Origin of the sequence: Mesorhizobium sp. M1428 (assembly GCF_040317515.1) — a bacterium.
In the GTDB taxonomy this organism is placed as follows: Bacteria; Pseudomonadota; Alphaproteobacteria; order Rhizobiales; family Rhizobiaceae; genus Mesorhizobium.
Map to the genome: position 1 here is coordinate 12,987 of NZ_JAMYKT010000040.1, position 18,312 is coordinate 31,298.

The following is an 18,312-nucleotide window of genomic DNA, read 5'->3' on the forward strand; positions in this document are numbered from 1 at the left end:
ATAGCACGCACCGTCGGGGTATTAACCAATGGCAAAAAGAGCACTCATCCTGATTGAAGGCGATTCAACGGGTAATGGTCTGTTGTTCGTCCAGGCGGCCCAGCGTCTTGGCCTTCATCCAATTACCCTGTCGGCTGATCCAACTCAGTACGAGTATCTCGCGGCGGAAAGGACTGAGGCAATCCGTCTCGACACAGACAATCTGGACGCGCTGATCCGCGAATGTTGCCGGCTGCTTGCGACCTATGACATTGCTGGCATTACGAGTCCTTGGGAACCATTCTACGCGACAGCTGGCAAGCTCTGCCGGCATTTCAATCTGCCGGGACCGAACCCCGCATCCACAGAACGATGCTACGACAAATTCACTCAACGTGAGCTCCTCGCGGGGGCAGGCGTTCCGGTACCGGCTTATCGCGTGGCAGCGAATGCGACGGACGTAGAAAGCTCTGCCGCGCAGATCGGGCTACCGGTGGTTCTCAAGCCAACCGTAGGCAGAGGCAGTAACGGTGTCCGATTGTGCCGCAACGTCGATGAGTTAGCCGAACATACGGCCTATCTGTTGAGCGGGAAGCACATATGGCGGTCTCTGCCGAGGATACTGGTCGAAGAATTTGCACAGGGCCCTCAATATACCGCCCATACAATGGGAAATGAGGTCATTGGGATTGCCGCCGCTGACTTCGACCCCCTACCTCATTTCGTCTATCGTGGGTTCAGCTTTCCAGCCCCGCTAACTGATGACGAGCATGAGCGCATCGTCGATGTCTCGCTGAGTTGTTTGCGAGCTCTCGGCCTTGGTTGGGGGCCAGCGAACATTGAACTCAGGTGGACAAAGCGAGGCCCGGTCGTCATTGAAGTCAATCCGCGTCTCGCTGGCACGCCCGATCCTCAATTGGTTCATCTGGCCTATGGTGTTGATCTCATCACTGAGCACATCAAGCTTGTCATCGGCAATGAATGGAATTTGCGCAGAAGGCGTTCGCACACGGCGGCCGCCCGGTCCCTAGTTCCTGATCGCGATGGCACCCTTGAGTGGATCGACGGTGGCAGTCAAGCAGCTGCTGTACCAGGTGTCGCCGAAGTCAAACTGTATGTTGAACCCAAGACGCCGATCGTCAGGAAAGGCGATGACCGAGACTGGATCGGACATGTTATAGCTGCTTCCCCAAGCGTTGCTCAGACCGAGGCGATACTTCAGCGTGCCGTCGACTTGATCGATTGGTCGATTACACCATTTCCGACCCGTGACGAAGAACGAGCGGGCACACCTCCTCATTTCGATTGATGGGTTGGCGAAGAGTTTCCGTCAGACCTCGTAAGCCTTTTGACGATTCTCGAAATAGGCGAGCGGGCGGCCTTTGACGCATTCAAGACCGCTGAATGAACTTATATGAACTCAGTCAGAAAAATTCGATGTGATCATTGCCGGTGGCGGTCTAGTGGAGATTTCCATTTCCCTTGGGCTGACACTGCGTGGCCTTGATATGCTCGTGCTTGATGGCTGCGATGACGACAATCAATCATGCCGCACGGGGTAATTTCGGCCTCATTTGGGTGCAGACCAAGGGTCACACCTTTCGACCCTATGCGCAGGGGGCCTTCTATCTCTGCATGTCGGAGGCGGAATGGAAAGATCGCGCGGAATTGATGAGAAAACAATTCGACAATGATCTTCCCGTGGCCGCCGCGTATGATATGATGGAGCGCGGCGAACTGGACCAGATCCTATTAGGAGGGATAGCGACCTGCGCTGTGGCAAAGTGCGGTTGCTTAAACACAAACACCCTACCTTTGGAGACAAGTATGCTCGTTGCAGCTCACCGACCGAAAGCGCCGACCGCTATCCGCACCGATCTTGGCGCAATTTTCATCTCATTGGAATTGAGCCGCTCGAAATGGCTGATCACCTCGCTGTCGCCAGGTGGCGGGGAGAAGATGTCGAAACATATGGTGGCGGCCGGCGACGTCGCCGGCATGCTGGCGCGCTTTGCCGAGCTCAGGAAAAAGGCAGAGGCTCGGACCGGGCAGTGCTTTCCGATCATCGTGATCCAGGAGGCCGGGCTCGACGGCTTCTGGATCCATCGCGTGCTGCAAGCCGAAGGAATCGAAAGCCACGTCGTCGATCCGGCATCGATTGCAACCTCGCGCCGGCGGCGCCGGGCCAAGACCCACAAGATCGACGGTGAGGCGCTGGTCGGGGCGTTACTGGCCTACAAGCCAGGCGAGCCACGGGTGTGTGCGATGCTCCGGGTGCCGACGCCCGAGGAAGAAGACCGTCGGCGTATCTCGCGTGAGCGCAAGGCCTTGACGAACGAGCGCGTGCGACACGTCAATCGCGTCAAAGGCCTGCTGTTCGCCCAGGGCGTGTCCGGCTACGAGCCGCTGCGCCGCGACCGGCGGAAGAGATTGGAGGCGCTCAAGACCGGCGACGGCCGACCCTTGCCGGCCCATCTGCAGGCGCAGGTCGGCCGGGAACTCGACAGGCTCGAACTGCTGCTCGAGCAGATCAAGGCGGTCGAGACCTGGCGCGATGCCATGCTCGCGGCCACGGAGGTTGTCTCGCCGGCACCGGCGATGCTGCTCGACCTGAAGGGCCATCGGGCCGGAGTTTGCCGCTGTTCTGTGGTCGGAGGGGCTGTCGCGTCACTTCGACAACCGGCGACAGGTCGCCGCCTATGCCGGCCTCGCGCCGACCCCTCGCAGAGCGGCTCGGTCGATCACGACCACGGGGTATCGAAAGCCGGCAATCCAAGGTTGCGAACGACGCTGATCCAGACGGCCTGGCTCTGGCTGCGCCATCAATCGCGATCGGCGCTCACCTTGTGGTTCCAGGACCGGGTCAAACACAACGGTGGCCGTCTCAAGAAGGCGATGATTGTGGCGCTCGCCCGCAAGCTGCTCGTCGCGCTGTGGAAATACGTCAGCGCCGGCGTCGTCATCGAGGGTGCAGTCATGAAGACCGCCTGATGCGTTAGCCGAACTGAATTCTGCAAATCTTCCTGGATCCGATCAGTCCTGGCGGATCCAGGTGGGACGAACCGGGAATATGCATGGCCCTGAAATGGCCGTAAGCCAGAATGGTCTCGTCCTCCTGAGCCCTTGTCCGCCGCAAGCGGGATGTTGGTGCCGCTGTCTCGAACAGCGACGGTATATAAGTTGGATCTGGCTTGGCAACGAGCCGCGTCTTGCAATCGGACTCAGACCGTGGATGCCGCAACAACCGACTGAAAGCAAAAATGTAACCCTGACGACAGTTCCGCATTGACGCTCCTCATATAAGCATATTCCAGGTTTTGGAAATTCGGTGGTCGGTGGCTGTTACGGCCATCTGGACGGCGCGGTGAACCCCTTGAAGTTCTTCCGGGCGCTACCTTCGGCATTTGGCGTAATTGGTGGCGAATACCGCGCATCCTGTACGCGCACCACCACATTCGCCGACAACGATTTCCACCATCTCCCCACCGCTTCAAAACGCGTGAACCTGACCGGCTTGACCTGCCCCCCTCTGTCAGCGTTTTCAAGGAAGAGATCATGAATTTCCGCCCGATATTTGAGGAAAAGGCCGCCAAGCGGACAATCATCCAGGTCAACAGCGTGCCGGTAACCGCCAGGGTTGGCCAAACGCTTGCACTGGCGCTCCTGGAAAACGGCCCCGACCATTTCAACGTCAACCCAATATCGGGAAAACGGCATCTGCCCGCATGATGGACGTTGAATGCCGGATCATTGTCAACGGGGTGACTGACGTTCTGGCCTGCAGAGCTGAAGGTCGTGATGGCATGATCATCGAAACGCAGGACCGTGATGATGGAAAGATTTGACCTGGTCGTTATTGGCGCCGGATCGGCCGGATTGGCTGGCGCAATTCAGGCGCACGAACTAGGCCACCCACTTCCGATTGAACAAAGGAAGTCCCTGTGTGATTTGGTTAACAAAAGACCTCAAGTCCGCAACTCTATGAGGATTACTGGCAGACATAACGACCTTTCCGATCATTGCTCCAAGTTCAAAACACTGCCCTTCATCAAGCCCCCGCGTTGTCAGTGCAGCACTACCGATCCTAAGTCCGCCTGCCTTAGATGGGGAAAGCGTGTCAAATGGGATCGGATTCTTATTCGCGACCACCTGAGCTTCTAACAACGAGCTTTCAATTATACTTCCGGTCGTGCCACACCTCAACACGTTGAGAAGCAGTAGATGCGAGGAAGTGCCGCCAGAAACAAGCGTAACACCTGCATGAATCAAGCCCCGCTCCAAGGCTTTCGCATTTCTCAAAACATCTCTTGCATACTCTCGAAACCGATCAGTCTGTACTTCGGCAAGCAAAACCGCACGCGCTGCGATCATGTCCATTTTGGGCGCGCCCTGCAAGCCAGGAAATATTGCCCTGTCGATTTGTTTCGCCAAGCTATTTTTACATAAGATCAAACCGCCTCCACGTGGGCCCCGCAGGGTTTTGTGTGTGGAAGTCGTAACTATGTCGGCGTGAGGGAAAGGTGAGGGGATCGCGCGTCCCGCTACTAGACCTGCGGTATGTGCTAAATCCACCCAAAGGAGTGCGTTAACCTCTGCTGCGATTTGGCGCATCTTCTCATAATCAATCAATCGCGGATATGATGAACCTCCGCAGATGATTGCTGCAGGTCGATTTTCCAGCGCGATTGATCGAACCTCATCATAATCCAGTTGCTCGTCGGTCTCTGACACTCCGTAGAAACACCATCGAAAATTTTGGCCGCTCGCATGAAAAGGGGCGCCGTGGCTTAAGTGACCGCCGTCCCGAAGCCGCATGGCCATTAGTCCGTCGGGTGGCTGAAAAAGCTCATTCATTATCGCGAAATTGGCGATGGTAGCGCTCATGGCCTGAACATTCGCGTGTTCGCAGCCGAATGCAGATTTTGCTCTCTCGATCGCTAAATTTTCTAGTTGATCAGCATATTCGCAACCTGAGACACACCGGTTACCCGGGTAACCCTCCGCATTTTTGTCGGCAAATATACTTCCTTCAAAGAACCTGATCGCTGGGGAGGAATAGTTCTCAGAGGCGACCAAGCTTATCTGGGATAACTGACGACGTTCCTCCAAGCGAACAAGGTTGTCGACTTCTATGTCTAACGAGGTTGTATCCGTACCCACTATGACCTCCTCATTATAAGTCATGACGAAAAGTGGATATACCCTCGGCCAACTCAACGAGGGAGCGTTCTATGCCTTGAACATCACACAGATCCCTTCCGACGATTACAAAATCAAACGGACCGCTATCTTCATAGCCCTCCACCATCACAACTGCTCCACGTTTGACGGAAGAATTGTAGTGCAGTAGTCGTTTTTCAAGCAGATCGACAAGGTCGGGAAATCGAATACCAATAGGGATGGCGGTTCGAAACAAGACGACGCGCTCACCGTTTTTGATATCAGGTTCTAATCCTAAGGAATTCGATACCGCTCTTATCGAAGAGAAACCTCCGTGTCGCCCGTTTACTTCACATGCGAAGAAGCCGCCCTCTTTGGCGCCGACGATATCAACGCTGAGGGGTCCGACGTATCCAGCCTCACGGGCATAGTTACCAAGACTTTGGCACCAAGCCAGAACGTCTTTAGGCAGGTCACCAACAAGCGTTCTATCCCAATATGCACCTCCGTACCCTGGATTGAACAGAATTGACGCGACGCCTGCGAGTTTTACTCGGTCTCTGCCAATGTCGAAATGTACGCCTACCGAAGACTCATTTTCGCTATATGCTTCAACGACTACAGGCTCTTTCTCCGTCGCAATCAATCCTGTTTCAAGAACCCCTGCACGGATGGAGCTGGCATCAGCTTCGCGAATACAAATCGCGCGCGTCGCGCCCTGGAACGATCCTTCGATACTCTTGGAGATGACGAAGTTGCCATCACTTCCTGAATGACGAGCCACCTTCAGAATTACCTTATCGGAAACCAACAGGGCTCTGCACACAGCATCCACCACCTCCTGGGCGTTTGTGCAGACACTGCCACTTGCAATCGGCACGCCGAGATTAGCCGCAAACTCACGAAATTTTGCCTTGTCGTTAAAACGACGTGTTGCTTCAGGACTTGCCTGAAGGTTCTGATTTGAAAACGTTATGGGAACATTCCCCAAAAGTCTCGCAATGCAAATAGATACTTCGTCGGCGATATACGGCTCCAGACACGAAACGCGGTCCGAAGGCAACAAACTGAGGGATTTGGCCAAAAGACTGCCAGTCTCGAGGTCTTTGTTTGAGATCGGTAACGGACGTTTAGTGAACGTCGCTGAAGTCGCTAGCGACAAGATGTCGCTCCCACCCTTTAGCGTATTAACATAGTCTAAAAATGATTGTGATACAGGCGTCGGGGTGATCAGTATGTCGTCGTTTTTAGCAAGCCAAATCATTCTTTTGGCCTCCGCCGCATTATTCCGCAAATACTTGTCAGACAACAAGTGCGCTGGCGGAACCATAGTGTCGCAGCCGACATTTCCCAGTATTAACGCGCTCATCGTGCTCTACCCCATAATCGCTTGTCCAACATGTCCGAACGCGTGACTTCCTGCTGTCCACCAGTCAATGCAAGCATCAGCAAGGATATTAATTGGGTCGACAATGTCATTGTCGTCTGCGAGATCTCCGCAGATCGCTGACAATTCACTGCAGGCTAGGATAATTTTGTCAGGATCGAAAGATCTAGCGGCGTGGACAAGTCGTGTTAACTTGTCCTGCGCATCTATGACGTTCCCGGACTTGACGTCAGTTATGATCCTGACGGCTTCATGCTGAAGTTCCGTGAGGCTGCGAGAAAACTGTTTGCCGAAGTTGTTGTTATTTAGTCCCGCGTAAAGCCCGTGTTGCATTGATGCGCTCGTTCCTAAGGAAATTGAGCGAAGGGTGCGTGCTTCGCTGCCACGTGAGTCCTCTACGACTTGTCTTGTGATCTCTACCATATCGATCAACTGTGCGGACAGCGCTTGTTTAATCTCTGTGGCCCAGAGATGTGCAGTATTGCAGGGGATAGCGATTGCTCCGCATCCAGCTTTCTCTAGCCAATACGCGCGTTCCAAAATTTGCCGCAACGGGGCGTCGCTGCCGATTAAAATTGCTTGCGAACGATCAGGGATATTGGGAGCCGATAGACAAACAAATGGGATATGATCCTGGTCTCTTTCAACGCGGCTTTTGCGAGCCAGAACCTCCAAGAATTTGGCAGTCGCCAAGCTTCCCATTCCGCCGACCACTCCAAGTGGTTTTCTTTGCCCAAGTAGTCCGGGAGATGGCGAATTACGTCGTGGGATGAGGTCGACCATCGAAATTTCCTATTGTTGAGGTTTTGCGCCACGGATGATCTGGGAAGCGGGCCATCCGCGGTCGTTCCGTTTGTGTGTCCTCAATAGCGATATGTTCTCTACCTGCTTCGCCCGACGTGCGGGATGCCCGGCATCGCTGAAGCTATAACGACGCGGATCCGCCTGAATTGCCGAACTTGTTGACGCACAACGAACGTTCCAAAACTCGTGCCAACTGCGCAGAATGAGCCCTGGATAAAGTTTTGATCTTAAAGATCAGATATTTAACGGTACGAAATTGGGCCACCACTATGTAGCAGGCGCGACAAACCCGACAGGGCATGTCGCTTGTCGATGGCCGGGTAGAGACAGCGCCAATGCCGGAATTTCAATCGAACCGGCCCGCAAGTTGGGGTCGGAACAAGCGGCGCCCTACACCTATGTGACGACCAAAGAATTCCTGCTGGAGTTCGGGCTCGATACGCTGCGCGATCTGCCGGATTTCGAAGCGCTCGAGGATGCAGGGTTGCTGTCGAAGGATAAGCTGCTGGCTGGTGATATTTTGCCGCAATTCTCGACTGACTAAAACTAGACGGTGAAGTGAGATGCGGAGGCACTTGCCACAGCAGAAGTCAGCCGCCAGCCCGATTTCCCGACTATTATACCCGCCACGTCCATGGCGGCGATGACTCCGGGTTGCCATAGCGGGTGACGTAGTGGAGTTCGCGGAGGGCGGGGATGACCAGGGCGATGTCTTTGTAGGGCTGGTGCTCGATGAAGTGCGCGGTCTCGGGCCCCGGCCTGGGCTTACCGAGGACGGGCCTCCCCTTTTTGTCGACGCAGTAGATCAGCATCGGCAGCAGCAGGCCGTGATTGGGGTTGTCGAGGTCGAGTAGCCGTTTCCAGCTTTTGATGTTGAGATTCACAGTCGCGTAGAACACCCTGGCACGACGGCCGAGGCTCGATGCCGGCGCTGGGCTTGGTTGCGAATCGGGGCAGATCATCCTGCGGGCTGTCGAAGAGCGTCTCGTTGATCCGGTTGTGGATCCTGGCGACGCTGGCAAACACGGCGTGATCGGTTGCAGACCCTTTGGCCAAGACGTCGCGCGGCAACCCCATGAGCGGGCACATCCAGTATTGCGGGTCCGGGAAACGCGGCCCGGTGACCGCCGTTACGAAGCCATCCAGCGCCGAGACGGTCCGCGCCAGCGGACGGGGGTTGGTCTTGACGGCCATCCAGGCCTCCAGCGCCTCGTCCGACAGCGCCATGTCATCGAGCGCGCCGCTAAGGGGAGCGGCATCGCTTGGCGGCGCACCCACTTCCATGGCATCAGCTCGTCCCAGCGCGAGGCTGGCCAGTCGTTCTGATGCGCTCGCTGGCATCGGCCATGTAGGCTTCGGGCTCGATGCCGCAGCCTGCAGGTCTCGATGATGCTGAGCACGACCGCGGACCGCTCTGCCGCGGCGAAGTTGCCCGAGAAAAGCCAATTGCGCCTGCCGACCGTAAATCCACGAATGGCCCGCTCCGCGATCAGGTTGTCGGGCTCGAGCTGGCCATCGTACAGGAAGCGGTTGGACGCGCGCCATCGCTAGGTGCCATGGCGAAGGCTTTCGCGATATCGGCATGGCGCGACAAACCCTTGCCGTGGCGCATGAGCTGTTGGCGCAGCGCGCGGACCAGTGGTCGGGTCCGCGTTCGTCGTGCGGCCAATCGCTCGGCGGGCGGGAGCCCCCGTATCTCTTCCTCGATCCGGTAGATCGCCTGGATACCGGTCATCGCCGCCGTGCTGAGCTCGGTCGGCTGGCTGTCGTGAACGTCGAATATCTTGCGACGCAGATGGAAAAAGGCAGGCTGCTTGGCCATCATGCCAGATGTCCTTTAACAGCGTTTCCCCCTGAAGCAAAACAGGTTGCCCCCAAGGGGATTATGTTTGAGGGACCTCCTGCACCCGTAGCGCCAGTGATGGAAAGCCACATCTCATGTCGGTGTAGCCTGTGGCAAGCCACACACGCACGCCTTCTGTCGGGATCATCGCAGTATTTCCAGCCCCCGCAAGATCCGCAGCAGGACACTTACGTCGACAGTGCGGTCAACGATCACACGCCGGCCGTTGGCCCCGACGATTTCCATCCGGCCACCGGTAGACACCGCTTGGCCGGTCGCAGATGGTCCTTCAGAGTGCGATCGCGCAGGAGCCGGCTCTTCCGGCTCTACATCGTGCAGGCTGGGACCGACACCACCCATGTCAATGAAGGCGACCGGTGGGGTCTCGGGCAACGGATTGGACCGGCCCAATCGCCCTTGCTGGGTTTGCTTCATCCAGGTGAACAACTGGTTCGCGTTCATGTCGTGACGTCGCGCCACAACCGACACCCGATCACCGGACTCCTGCACCTCACGCGCAATCGCCAGCATCTGCTCGACGTCCAGGAGCGGCGCGTCCGCTGTCGGCCCGCACCCGCCGGCAGCGCCGCGGACGTGCTCGCATCAACCCTCGAGGGTTGCTCCATAGCGCATATACTTCATTCGCCAAGCGTCCACTTAATCTAAGCGGACACTAACGCCTCAATGTACGCGTCAGTAGGCGGCCTTCGTCGTATGCATACGCGGGATCGTCGTTTCCTACGAGACCATCCGCCGATGGTGCCGAAAGCACGGCCCTGATTATGCGCGCCGCATACGCCGCAAGGCACCGACGAAAGACGATGTCTGGCACCTGGATGAAGTCGTGGCGCGCATCAACGGTCAGAAATGCTGGTTGTGGAGAGCGGTTGATCAGGACGGATATGTGCTCGACGAGATTGTCCAGACGCGCCGCAAGACCAGGGCCGCCAGGCGCCTGCTGACGCGACTTCTGAAGAAGAAGGGCCTGCCGCCAAAGCGTATGATCACCGACAAATTGCGCTCCTACGGGGCGGCCAAACGCCAGGTCATGCCGAACGTCGAACACCGCTCGCATTAAAGGCTTGAACAACCGGGCGGAGAATTCTCACCTGCCGTTCCGAAAACGGGAACGAACGCGACAGGGTTTCCGGCAGGTCGGCTCATTACAGCATTTCCTCTCGATCTTCTCCGCCGCCCGAAATCTCTTTGTCCGATCGCAGACCAAGCGCTCCGCACCACAAATTCGGACCCATCGACGCCAAGCCATGGCCGCGTGGGAAGCCATAATCGCACGGCCTGCCTGAAAAGCGAGGTGTCGGCCTCACGCGCCCACATTTCAAACAACGTGACAACGCCCGCCCGAGCCCGATAGCATTCTCATCTCGCTTGGCATGTTCAGCATCGTCACTCCACTGGCGACCGATTCCGACCCGCATCAAGGGTGCTGGGGAACAATCACCGCAAGGGCCGTCTTATTTGCAATGGCCACACAATTCTCAATTATCGGAACATATAGTTCAAATGGACAAGAATTTTTTGGACAGACTGGTATCGGTGTGCCAACTTTCTTTTGGAGAGCTTTTTGGCGGGATAGGGGCCTAGACATGAGAGCGCCCAATCTAGGAAGACCGGTTTAGCTTAGTCGGCATCGGCGAAAGCGCCGCAGTACTGACCCATGAAAATAGTTTCGTCATCCACACGGATGACGTGATCGGCCGGATCAACGTGGTCGCGTCCCCGCGACCTGATCAATCAAAAGGATGCCCTGGTGCCCGATTCCGGCAAGGTTCTCGTATTCGACGGTCATAATGATTTACTGCTCCGCCTCTATCGTTGTGGCGGTCCGGATGCTGCGCGCTCGTTCATCGAGGGCGATGGCAAGGGGCAACTCGATATGCCGCGCATGAAGGAAGGCGGGATGGCGGGCGGATTCTTCGCCATCTTTGCGCCAGCTATAGAGCCCGCACGGTATACGGCGGAAGCCGAGGCGCTCTACGCCGGCGAGACCTACGATATACCATTGCCGCCCAGCGTGCCGTGCAATGTCGCGCAGGCGGCCACCCTGAGCATGGCCTCCAAGCTGTTCGCCATCGAGCGCGAGAGCGACGGCCAGTTCAAGATTGTGCGCAACGCGGCCGAACTCGACCGGTGCATCGCTGATAGCATTGTCGCGGCGATCCTGCATATCGAGGGGGCCGAAGCCATCGATCCAGACTTCCACCTGCTGGAAGTGTTGCACCAGGCGGGGCTGCGATCACTCGGACCGGTCTGGAGCCGTCCGAACATCTTCGGCAACGGCGTGCCGCTCCGCTTTCCGAGCACCGGCGATATCGGCGATGGACTGACCGAACATGGCATCCGCCTTGTTAAGGAATGCAATGCGCGCAGGATCCTGATCGACCTGTCGCATCTCAACGAGAAGGGCTTTTGGGACGTGGCGCGTCTCTCCGACGCGCCGCTGGTTGCGACGCATTCGAACGTCCATGCCATCAGCCCGCAGTCGCGCAATCTCACTGACAAGCAGCTTGCCGCTATCCGGGAGACCGGGGGCATGGTCGGGGTGGCCTACGTCGGGAGTTTCATCCGGCCCGATGGGCGTGTTACGGCCGATACGCCGCTCGATATGCTCATTGACCATATCGCCTATCTCGTTGACAAGCTCGGCGACGACAAGGTCGGCATGGGCTCGGACTTCGATGGCTCGGATTTGGACGGGCCGACGGTACCGACCGGGATCCGCAGCGCGGCGGGATTGCAGAATCTGGTCGAAGCCATGCGTCTTCGCGGTTTCGACGAGCCGACGCTCAAGAAGATCTGCCACGGCAATTGGTTGCGCGTTCTTGCCGAGACCTGGGGCGAGTAGGAAAGGACGACGTGTCCCGGTAGGCAAACGCGAGGCTTCTGACGATAAACCAATATGAAAAGGGAGAAAGGGGAATGCAACATGAAAATCTCTAGACGTGATCTCGTTAAGGTCGGCCTTGCAGCTGGAGCAGCTTTATCGATTCCGTCGGTCCTGCGGGCTCAGACGGCGTCAAGCGCCGCACGGACGGTGCACATGGTGGTGGGCGACCTGAGCGTCTTTGATCCGATCTGGACGACGTCGGGGCCTACCCAAATGCACGGCTTGGCGATTTACGACATGCTGTTCGCTCCCGACTCGAAGTTCATGCCGCAGCCGCAAATGGTCGAGAAATGGAACGTTTCAGGTGACAAAAAAATGTATACATTCCAGCTTCGGGACGGCCTTGGCTGGCACGACGGCACACCGGTCACCGCGGCGGACTGTGTCGCCTCAATTCGGCGTTGGGCTGAGGTGAACCCCGGTGGGCAGCTGATCATGGCGCGCGCCAGCGACATCTCCAAGAAGGACGACAAGACTTTCACGATCGCGCTCAAAGAGCCCTTGGGACTTCTGGTCGATCTCCTGGCGGATGTTCTTGCGGCGCCAGGTCTGTTCATCATGCGAGAGAAGGACGCCAGTCGCCCGGCGAGCGAACAGGTCACGACCAAAATCGGATCGGGGCCGTTCAAGTTCAATGAGGCCCTTGCCCGGCCGGGTGCCAGCTATACCTACGAGCGCAACGAAAAATATTTGCCGCGCAAGGAGCCGTCGGACGGGTTGGCCGGCGGGAAGATCGTGAGAGTCGATCGTGTCATCTGGAATGTTATCGCCGACCAGCAGACGGCGGTGGCGGCGTTGCAAGCGGGTGAGATTGATTACTACGAGACGCCGCCGGCCGATCTTTACCCATTGATCGAGAGCGATCCCAATCTTCAACTCGATGTTCTGGACAAGGGGGGCCGGGACCTAGTCTTGCGCATGAACTTCCTGCAGCCGCCGTTCGACAATGTCAAGGCGCGCCAAGCGATGCTCCATCTGATCGATCAGGAGGCTGTGCTGCGTGCAGTGCGCAGCGACGAAAAATACATCAGCCCCGTCACTTCGATCTTCGGCCAGGATACGCTTCTATCCAACGACGAGAACACCGGATGGTACAAGAAGGGTGGCGATCCGGAAAGAGCTAAGCAGCTATTCCAGGACGCGGGATATGCCGGTGAAAAGATCATCATTATCGATCCGACCGATTGGGTCGACGGCGACAATCTTTCGCAGCTTCTGGCGGCTTCGCTGCGGAAGATTGGGATCAATGCCGAGCTCGCGCCAATGACCTGGGCTGCACTATCCACGCGTCGAGCGAACAAAGGACCCGTTGAGAACGGCGGTTGGAACGTCTTCCTCACGGACGAATCGGAATATTCGCTCAGCCATCCACTCACGCAAGCCTCTCGAACCGCGAATGGCGATAAGGCCTGGTACGGTTGGCCGAAGAACGACGAATACGAAGCGCTGCGGGCAAAATTGGCAGATGTCGCAACGCTCGACGAGCGCAAGGCGCTTGCCCGCCAGATGCAAGGGATCTGGTGGGATTTCGTCGGCGATGTGAGGTTGGGAAAATATACCACCCCCATAGCGCGACGTAAGGCCCTTACCGGCCTCATCCACATGCCGGAGCTCCTCCCGATGTGGAACATGCAGAAGGCCTCGGCCTAATGACCGCCTATATCCTGCGCAGAGCAGTTGCGGGCTGCACCCTGCGACGCCGCAGGCGCTGTCCAGCATGGAGTCGGCATGCCTTCAAGATCATCGTCGCCGTCAACAAGGACGGGGAGGCGCGACTATTCCATTTTTCCGAGTGCGGTATTGTCTGCAACGCATTGCAGATCCTGCCGGAGTGGCAAAAGGCGCTCTAATACTGATGAGCGAGCATCTTGACTTACGCCACCTCCCAAGGCGTGCCGGCCCGGCAGTGACGTCCGTTGCAGTGATAAGCGCATCGGTTGCAGTCTGCCGCCGTAGAAAGCGCCAACATAATGGTCGCCAGATCATGAGCGACACGAACGAATCCCAACTCGAAGGTTCTTAGCATGACGATCCCGTCGATTCCCAATCCCGATTTGGTCACTCTGTCCGACGACAGGCCGCGCTGGAACCAGGCCGACCACCGGCGCCTCGGCTTCACAACTTCCACACCACGGCGCGCTACATGATGTCGCCGGACGCATCCCGTGTGCTGCCGCTTCGGAAACAAGTCGACTGGACCATCGGCGAGCGGCCGGACGTCGCACGCTTTCTCGCCATGCCGCATTTCTCGGCCTTCATTGTGGTGCGGCGGAACTATCATCGCTCGGACCTGCGCCACAATCCGCCTGCGGGGTGCCGTTGATCCACATCCAGGCGTGATATTCGATGGATTTCGCCAATAGTCTAGAGTCCGAAAAGGTCAAACCAATGGGTAAACTTAACCTGCCGCACGGCAAAAAGATTGCCGTAAATTTAGGTGTCGATTTCGATGCTCAGGCACTGTGGCTGGGCGGTCTCAACCGACCCACCCCGTCCTTCATGTCCCGCGGTGAATTTTGCGCCGCCGTCGGCGTGCCCAGGATTCTTGACCTTTTCGATCAGGCTGGCATCAAATCGACTTTTTTCACTCCCGCCCATACAATTGACACTTTCCCAAAAATCAGCAAGCGAATCTGTGACGAGGGCCATGAGATAGGCCATCATGGCTACTACCATGAGAATCCGACCTTGATTTCCCGAGAGACGGAGAAGCGGCTAATGGATCTTGCATTCAAGACGTACCAGAGCGTGCTCGGCCTTCGGCCCGTCGGTTATCGTTCTCCATATTGGGACTATAGTGAAAGCACGCTCGATTTGATCGAGGAAGCAGGTTTCAAGTACGACAGCAGCTTGATGGCGCGGGATCTCGTCCCTTACCGCCCGCAGCGCTGGCAGGTACGTTGGGAAAAAGGTAATGTCGCTGGTGCAGCTAGCAACGTACTCGAGATCCCCGTAAGCTGGTACTTGGACGATTTCCCTCCATTGGCTTACACCGGCGCTAACGAAACCATGGGCGATACAGATACGGTTCTCCGCCGCTGGAAGGACATATTCGATTACTGCTATCACAACCAGCCCAACGGCATCTATGCAATGGCACTGCACCCGCAGATCATCGGCCAGGCACATCACATGATCATGTTGGAGCGTCTCATCGAATACTTCAAGTCCCACGAAGGCGTGTGGTTCGCAACCTGCGAGGCGATCGCCGCGTGCTGGGAGGACGACGATGAAGATCGTCGCCTGATGGCGCTGCCCGACTCCCGCGGCGTGGAGCCGATGCCTGCTGATTACAACTGGCCCAGACGAAACGCGTGATCTACGCTGTGGTTCTGCAATGGGCGTATGCTCGTCACGTCCCCTTCAGTGGCATCATATTGTTACTTCGTGGTCAGCACGAAGACTGCACATCACGCCATCAGATCCTTTAGCCGGCAGGTGGACTAAGCAGGCGTGATTTGCCGCGGGTTTCAGAGCACTACTGCCGACTCCTGCAAACCCTTGTCCCAGCTGGGTGCTGAAGGCGGGCGTGGACGGGGCTATCCACCCGAGCGATGAACGAACTTCACCGCGTGGTTCGATTAGCGCTTTGCTGAGCAACTCTTATCTGTACTATGTGCTCGACCTCTGGTTCGAACGCGTAGTGAAGGTCCAGATCAAGGGCCAGCCCGGCTGGTGCGCTATATCGACGACTTCGTGATCTGTTTCCACATCAACCGGATGCGCTCCGCGTCGAGGTAGCTCTACGCAACCGGTTGGGGAAGTTTTGCCTCTCTTTCGAGCCGACCACGACCAAGTTTATCGACTTTGGCCGCGTTGCCCAGAGGGACGCGAGCAAACGCGGTAGAAACCGCCAGAAACAGTCTGTTTTCTGGGCATGACGCTTTGCTGCTCTCGAAACCAGAAGGGCAGCTTCAAGGTCGGGACGCGCACAGAGAGGTTTGGGCGGCGACTTAGTCTCTCGTCTCTACAGGAGGTGATGCGGCGAATTCGACATTACGACATCAAGGACCTGGCCCGCGAAATCGAAGCTGCTCTTCGCGGCCTTTGGCCGCCTTGGCGCCCCCGATCTTGGAACCATCAGCCAGATGAGCGATGATCCGCTCATCTGGCTACCAGCCGTGGCACGGTGATCAGCCCGGCATCCTGCCGGAGAGCGCGGCGGCCAACGCCGTCAGCTACACCACTTCCTGAGACACGATCGGAAAACGGATGGAATTCCAGCCGCTGAGAGGTGCGGGAGGACGTTCTGAGCGCAAGCCGCAACGAGTGAACCGGATCCGATCCCCTGCGGCATCAACCTGACTGTCGTTGGCAACGTAGAATTCTCAAAAACCAGAAATTTAAGCCTCTTTTATTGATAATCTCAGTGGACATCCGGAGGTGCCTATGACATGTTTCCCGATAACGTCTTCTGGGAGCGGAGCCCTAGCATCTCTTCGATTTTTGAAGCAGACGTTCTTTCTTCGAGTCGGAAAGGATTGAAATCATGAAAGTGAACGGAAAGTCGGGGTCCGATGTCGTTTCAACCGAGGGTCCCGTTAAGGATATTGGTGCTCAGAAAGGCACGAACGTAGTAAGTCCGTCTCCCGAGGATAAGCCGAATTTGTCAGTGCAACTTCTTTGGAACGCTGAGGAAAAGATTACTAATCATCGGTCCATGCGAAAACTATTTCCCAGTCGCACAATTGAGGCAGGTGGGCAGCCACACCCACTGCCTCGCGACGAGAACATTACCTTCAATTATTGTGTAGGAGACGTCACCTATACCGCCGATGATTTCTTTTTGCGTACGAAGACTTCCGGCCTGCTTGTGATCAAGAATGGCCGTATTGTCCTTGAACGATACGGGAACGGTTATTCAGACTGTGACGTCGGCGAGTCTCGATCCATGGCCAAATCCATGACATCGGTAATGTTAGGTCTCGCGCTCAAAGATGGCTACATCCGTACCTTGGATGACGTCGTAGAGACTTATGTACCTGAATTCAAAGATACCCACTGGGGAACAATATCTCTCCGCCATCTGGCGCAGGGGCTGAGCGGTGTTCCTTTTGGGGAGCTTTATGACGATCCGAGGTCCGACCTTTTCAAAATGCTAGCATGCGTCTGCGAGGATCGACCAGGAACTTTGCTTCCATTCTTGATACATGTGGGCTCGCGACCGACTGAAGAAATCCAGCCTGGCTCTCACTTTAAGTATTCTTCGGCTGATTCCACGGTTATGGCAATTGTCGTGGAGCGGGCGTCGGGGAAACAATTTACATCGTACCTTTCCGAGCGAGTCTGGAAGCCCTTCGGTATGGAGAGCGACGGTTATTGGCTTGTCGAAAATGAAGCTGGTTTTACCTACGGCGAATCCGGGTTTGGAGCGACCTTGCGTGACTATGGTCGAATGGGACTTTACCTGCTGCGCAACGGCGTGCTTCCCGATGGCACCAAAACTCTCCCCGACGGATACATGCGCGAAGCGACAACCCCAAGTCGGCAGTCCATCGAATCCAAGAGTCCATATGGTTACTATTGGTGGCTGGATTCTTGGTGGCAGAAAGACCCAGAGTGGCAGGGTGAGCCGACGTCCGAGCACATGCTTGGAGCGGACAGTACCTTTTACGCGCTCGGAAACAGCGGGCAATTAATTATGATAAATCCGCCGGAAAACCTAGTGATAGTGAAGTGGGCTGCAGAGTACGCATATGTAGATACTGTAGCAGCAATTATGTCGATCGTTAAGCAACTTCACTGAGCACCGGGGTGCGTGGCGGCAATCATGGTGAGATTCAGCGCCAATCAGATGAGACTTTGCGCCGGGGATGTGACGTAGCGAGGACTTAGCCCGACTGGAGTTGCATTCCCGGCGCCTCGAAAAATTTCGGCGTCTCATGATCGCGGTCGGGCCCGATAAGGCGGCGGTTTCTGGCCGGGCCGCCATATAACGGGGTTCCGCATTGAGACAGAGCAACGCCTTCCTCGCAAAACAGCCGCCGTGCGGTGATCCGATTGAGCATATTTTTGACGCGGAGGTAGTTCCGCTCCTCAAGGCCCGCTCCCCACTATCACCTAGCGTGCGTTGCCGGAGCGCTTCGGCAACTGGGACAGCGGCAGGAAACCGTTTCACCTGCTGAGAAAACGAACTGCCACGGGTTCGCGAGCGAGCCTACGATGCGCCTGCAAGGTCAGGAACCCGATGCGGAGCCCTCACCGGATGGTGCGCTTTAGCCAATGTCTCCTTCG

At 56.7% G+C, this 18,312-nt stretch carries 15 protein-coding genes and 2 pseudogenes; 11 read left to right on the forward strand and 6 right to left on the reverse strand.

The genetic code is table 11. The annotated features are described in order from the left end of the window. Window positions 1-28: 28 nt before the first annotated feature. The 3 genes from NKG60_RS30280 to NKG60_RS30290 all read left to right on the forward strand — a co-directional run bounded on the left by NKG60_RS30280 (window position 29) and on the right by NKG60_RS30290 (window position 3,708). Window positions 29-1,288: an ATP-grasp domain-containing protein gene (locus NKG60_RS30280; protein ID WP_352976431.1), complete on the forward strand. Its 1,260-nt coding sequence runs from the start codon at window positions 29-31 to the stop codon at window positions 1,286-1,288. 518 nt (window positions 1,289-1,806) lie between these two features. Next, a complete protein-coding gene (locus tag NKG60_RS30285) occupies window positions 1,807-2,970 on the forward strand; it encodes an IS110 family RNA-guided transposase (RefSeq protein ID WP_502912352.1) in 1,164 nt (387 codons plus the stop codon). 564 nt (window positions 2,971-3,534) lie between these two features. Beyond that, complete coding sequence (locus NKG60_RS30290) at window positions 3,535-3,708, forward strand: 2Fe-2S iron-sulfur cluster-binding family protein (RefSeq protein ID WP_352976432.1); 174 nt, start codon at window positions 3,535-3,537, stop codon at window positions 3,706-3,708. 174 nt (window positions 3,709-3,882) lie between these two features. Here the strand turns inward: NKG60_RS30290 and glyA are convergent, their stop codons facing one another. From glyA to NKG60_RS30305, 3 genes are read right to left on the reverse strand one after another with little or no spacing between them, the layout of a single operon-like run. Then, window positions 3,883-5,139, reverse strand: a complete 1,257-nt coding sequence (glyA, locus tag NKG60_RS30295; RefSeq protein WP_352976434.1) for a serine hydroxymethyltransferase — start codon at window positions 5,137-5,139, stop codon at window positions 3,883-3,885. A gap of 13 nt (window positions 5,140-5,152) precedes the next feature. Continuing rightward, the gene (locus tag NKG60_RS30300) at window positions 5,153-6,508 is read right to left on the reverse strand and encodes a preATP grasp domain-containing protein (RefSeq protein WP_352976436.1); all 1,356 of its coding nucleotides are present in this window, start codon (window positions 6,506-6,508) and stop codon (window positions 5,153-5,155) included. A 6-nt stretch (window positions 6,509-6,514) separates the two neighbouring features. Further along, the gene (locus tag NKG60_RS30305) at window positions 6,515-7,309 is read right to left on the reverse strand and encodes an aspartate/glutamate racemase family protein (RefSeq protein WP_352976438.1); all 795 of its coding nucleotides are present in this window, start codon (window positions 7,307-7,309) and stop codon (window positions 6,515-6,517) included. Between the two features lie 406 nt (window positions 7,310-7,715). On the opposite strand from NKG60_RS30305, the pseudogene NKG60_RS30310 reads away from it, so the two are divergent. Beyond that, a pseudogene (locus NKG60_RS30310) lies at window positions 7,716-7,874 on the forward strand (SMC-Scp complex subunit ScpB); the annotation flags it as partial. Between the two features lie 221 nt (window positions 7,875-8,095). On the opposite strand, the gene NKG60_RS30315 reads toward NKG60_RS30310, so the two are convergent. The 3 genes from NKG60_RS30315 to NKG60_RS30325 form a co-directional block, all read right to left on the reverse strand. Then, window positions 8,096-8,614 (reverse strand): YecA/YgfB family protein, encoded by a 519-nt coding sequence (locus tag NKG60_RS30315; RefSeq protein ID WP_352976440.1) that lies wholly within the window; start codon window positions 8,612-8,614, stop codon window positions 8,096-8,098. Window positions 8,615-8,819: 205 nt separating this feature from the next. Further along, window positions 8,820-9,155, reverse strand: a complete 336-nt coding sequence (locus NKG60_RS30320) for an IS66 family transposase (protein ID WP_352976442.1) — start codon at window positions 9,153-9,155, stop codon at window positions 8,820-8,822. A 162-nt stretch (window positions 9,156-9,317) separates the two neighbouring features. Continuing rightward, window positions 9,318-9,704 (reverse strand): transposase, encoded by a 387-nt coding sequence (locus NKG60_RS30325; RefSeq protein ID WP_352976444.1) that lies wholly within the window; start codon window positions 9,702-9,704, stop codon window positions 9,318-9,320. Between the two features lie 190 nt (window positions 9,705-9,894). On the opposite strand from NKG60_RS30325, the pseudogene NKG60_RS30330 reads away from it, so the two are divergent. The 7 genes and pseudogenes from NKG60_RS30330 to NKG60_RS30360 all read left to right on the forward strand — a co-directional run. Next, a pseudogene (locus tag NKG60_RS30330) lies at window positions 9,895-10,477 on the forward strand (IS6 family transposase); the annotation flags it as partial. A 464-nt stretch (window positions 10,478-10,941) separates the two neighbouring features. Beyond that, a complete protein-coding gene (locus NKG60_RS30335) occupies window positions 10,942-12,036 on the forward strand; it encodes a dipeptidase (protein ID WP_352976446.1) in 1,095 nt (364 codons plus the stop codon). Window positions 12,037-12,117: 81 nt separating this feature from the next. Next, window positions 12,118-13,728, forward strand: coding sequence for an ABC transporter substrate-binding protein (locus NKG60_RS30340; RefSeq protein ID WP_352976448.1), 1,611 nt, complete (start codon window positions 12,118-12,120; stop codon window positions 13,726-13,728). Further along, window positions 13,728-13,928, forward strand: a complete 201-nt coding sequence (locus tag NKG60_RS30345) for a hypothetical protein (protein WP_352976449.1) — start codon at window positions 13,728-13,730, stop codon at window positions 13,926-13,928. Before NKG60_RS30340 ends, NKG60_RS30345 begins: the two co-directional genes overlap by 1 nt. A 293-nt stretch (window positions 13,929-14,221) precedes the next feature. Next, window positions 14,222-14,401, forward strand: a complete 180-nt coding sequence (locus NKG60_RS30350; protein WP_352976451.1) for a hypothetical protein — start codon at window positions 14,222-14,224, stop codon at window positions 14,399-14,401. 23 nt (window positions 14,402-14,424) lie between these two features. Beyond that, window positions 14,425-15,396, forward strand: a complete 972-nt coding sequence (locus tag NKG60_RS30355; RefSeq protein WP_352976453.1) for a polysaccharide deacetylase family protein — start codon at window positions 14,425-14,427, stop codon at window positions 15,394-15,396. A 1,171-nt stretch (window positions 15,397-16,567) separates the two neighbouring features. Beyond that, window positions 16,568-17,824 carry a serine hydrolase domain-containing protein gene (locus tag NKG60_RS30360; protein WP_352976454.1) on the forward strand — a complete coding sequence of 419 codons (1,257 nt, stop codon included), beginning with the start codon at window positions 16,568-16,570 and terminating at the stop codon, window positions 17,822-17,824. Window positions 17,825-18,312: the final 488 nt, after the last annotated feature.

Excerpts from the sequence above, each read along its gene's own strand:
- NKG60_RS30280 (WP_352976431.1), top strand. The coding sequence starts at position 29 with ATGGCAAAAAGAGCACTCATCCTGATTGAAGGCGATTCAACGGGTAAT.
- NKG60_RS30285 (WP_502912352.1), top strand. The coding sequence starts at position 1,807 with ATGCTCGTTGCAGCTCACCGACCGAAAGCGCCGACCGCTATCCGCACC.
- NKG60_RS30290 (WP_352976432.1), top strand. The coding sequence starts at position 3,535 with ATGAATTTCCGCCCGATATTTGAGGAAAAGGCCGCCAAGCGGACAATC.
- NKG60_RS30300 (WP_352976436.1), bottom strand. The coding sequence starts at position 6,508 with ATGAGCGCGTTAATACTGGGAAATGTCGGCTGCGACACTATGGTTCCG.
- NKG60_RS30305 (WP_352976438.1), bottom strand. The coding sequence starts at position 7,309 with ATGGTCGACCTCATCCCACGACGTAATTCGCCATCTCCCGGACTACTT.
- NKG60_RS30315 (WP_352976440.1), bottom strand. The coding sequence starts at position 8,614 with ATGGAAGTGGGTGCGCCGCCAAGCGATGCCGCTCCCCTTAGCGGCGCG.
- NKG60_RS30320 (WP_352976442.1), bottom strand. The coding sequence starts at position 9,155 with ATGATGGCCAAGCAGCCTGCCTTTTTCCATCTGCGTCGCAAGATATTC.
- NKG60_RS30325 (WP_352976444.1), bottom strand. The coding sequence starts at position 9,704 with ATGCTGGCGATTGCGCGTGAGGTGCAGGAGTCCGGTGATCGGGTGTCG.
- NKG60_RS30340 (WP_352976448.1), top strand. The coding sequence starts at position 12,118 with ATGAAAATCTCTAGACGTGATCTCGTTAAGGTCGGCCTTGCAGCTGGA.
- NKG60_RS30345 (WP_352976449.1), top strand. The coding sequence starts at position 13,728 with ATGACCGCCTATATCCTGCGCAGAGCAGTTGCGGGCTGCACCCTGCGA.
- NKG60_RS30350 (WP_352976451.1), top strand. The coding sequence starts at position 14,222 with ATGATGTCGCCGGACGCATCCCGTGTGCTGCCGCTTCGGAAACAAGTC.
- NKG60_RS30355 (WP_352976453.1), top strand. The coding sequence starts at position 14,425 with ATGGATTTCGCCAATAGTCTAGAGTCCGAAAAGGTCAAACCAATGGGT.
- NKG60_RS30360 (WP_352976454.1), top strand. The coding sequence starts at position 16,568 with ATGAAAGTGAACGGAAAGTCGGGGTCCGATGTCGTTTCAACCGAGGGT.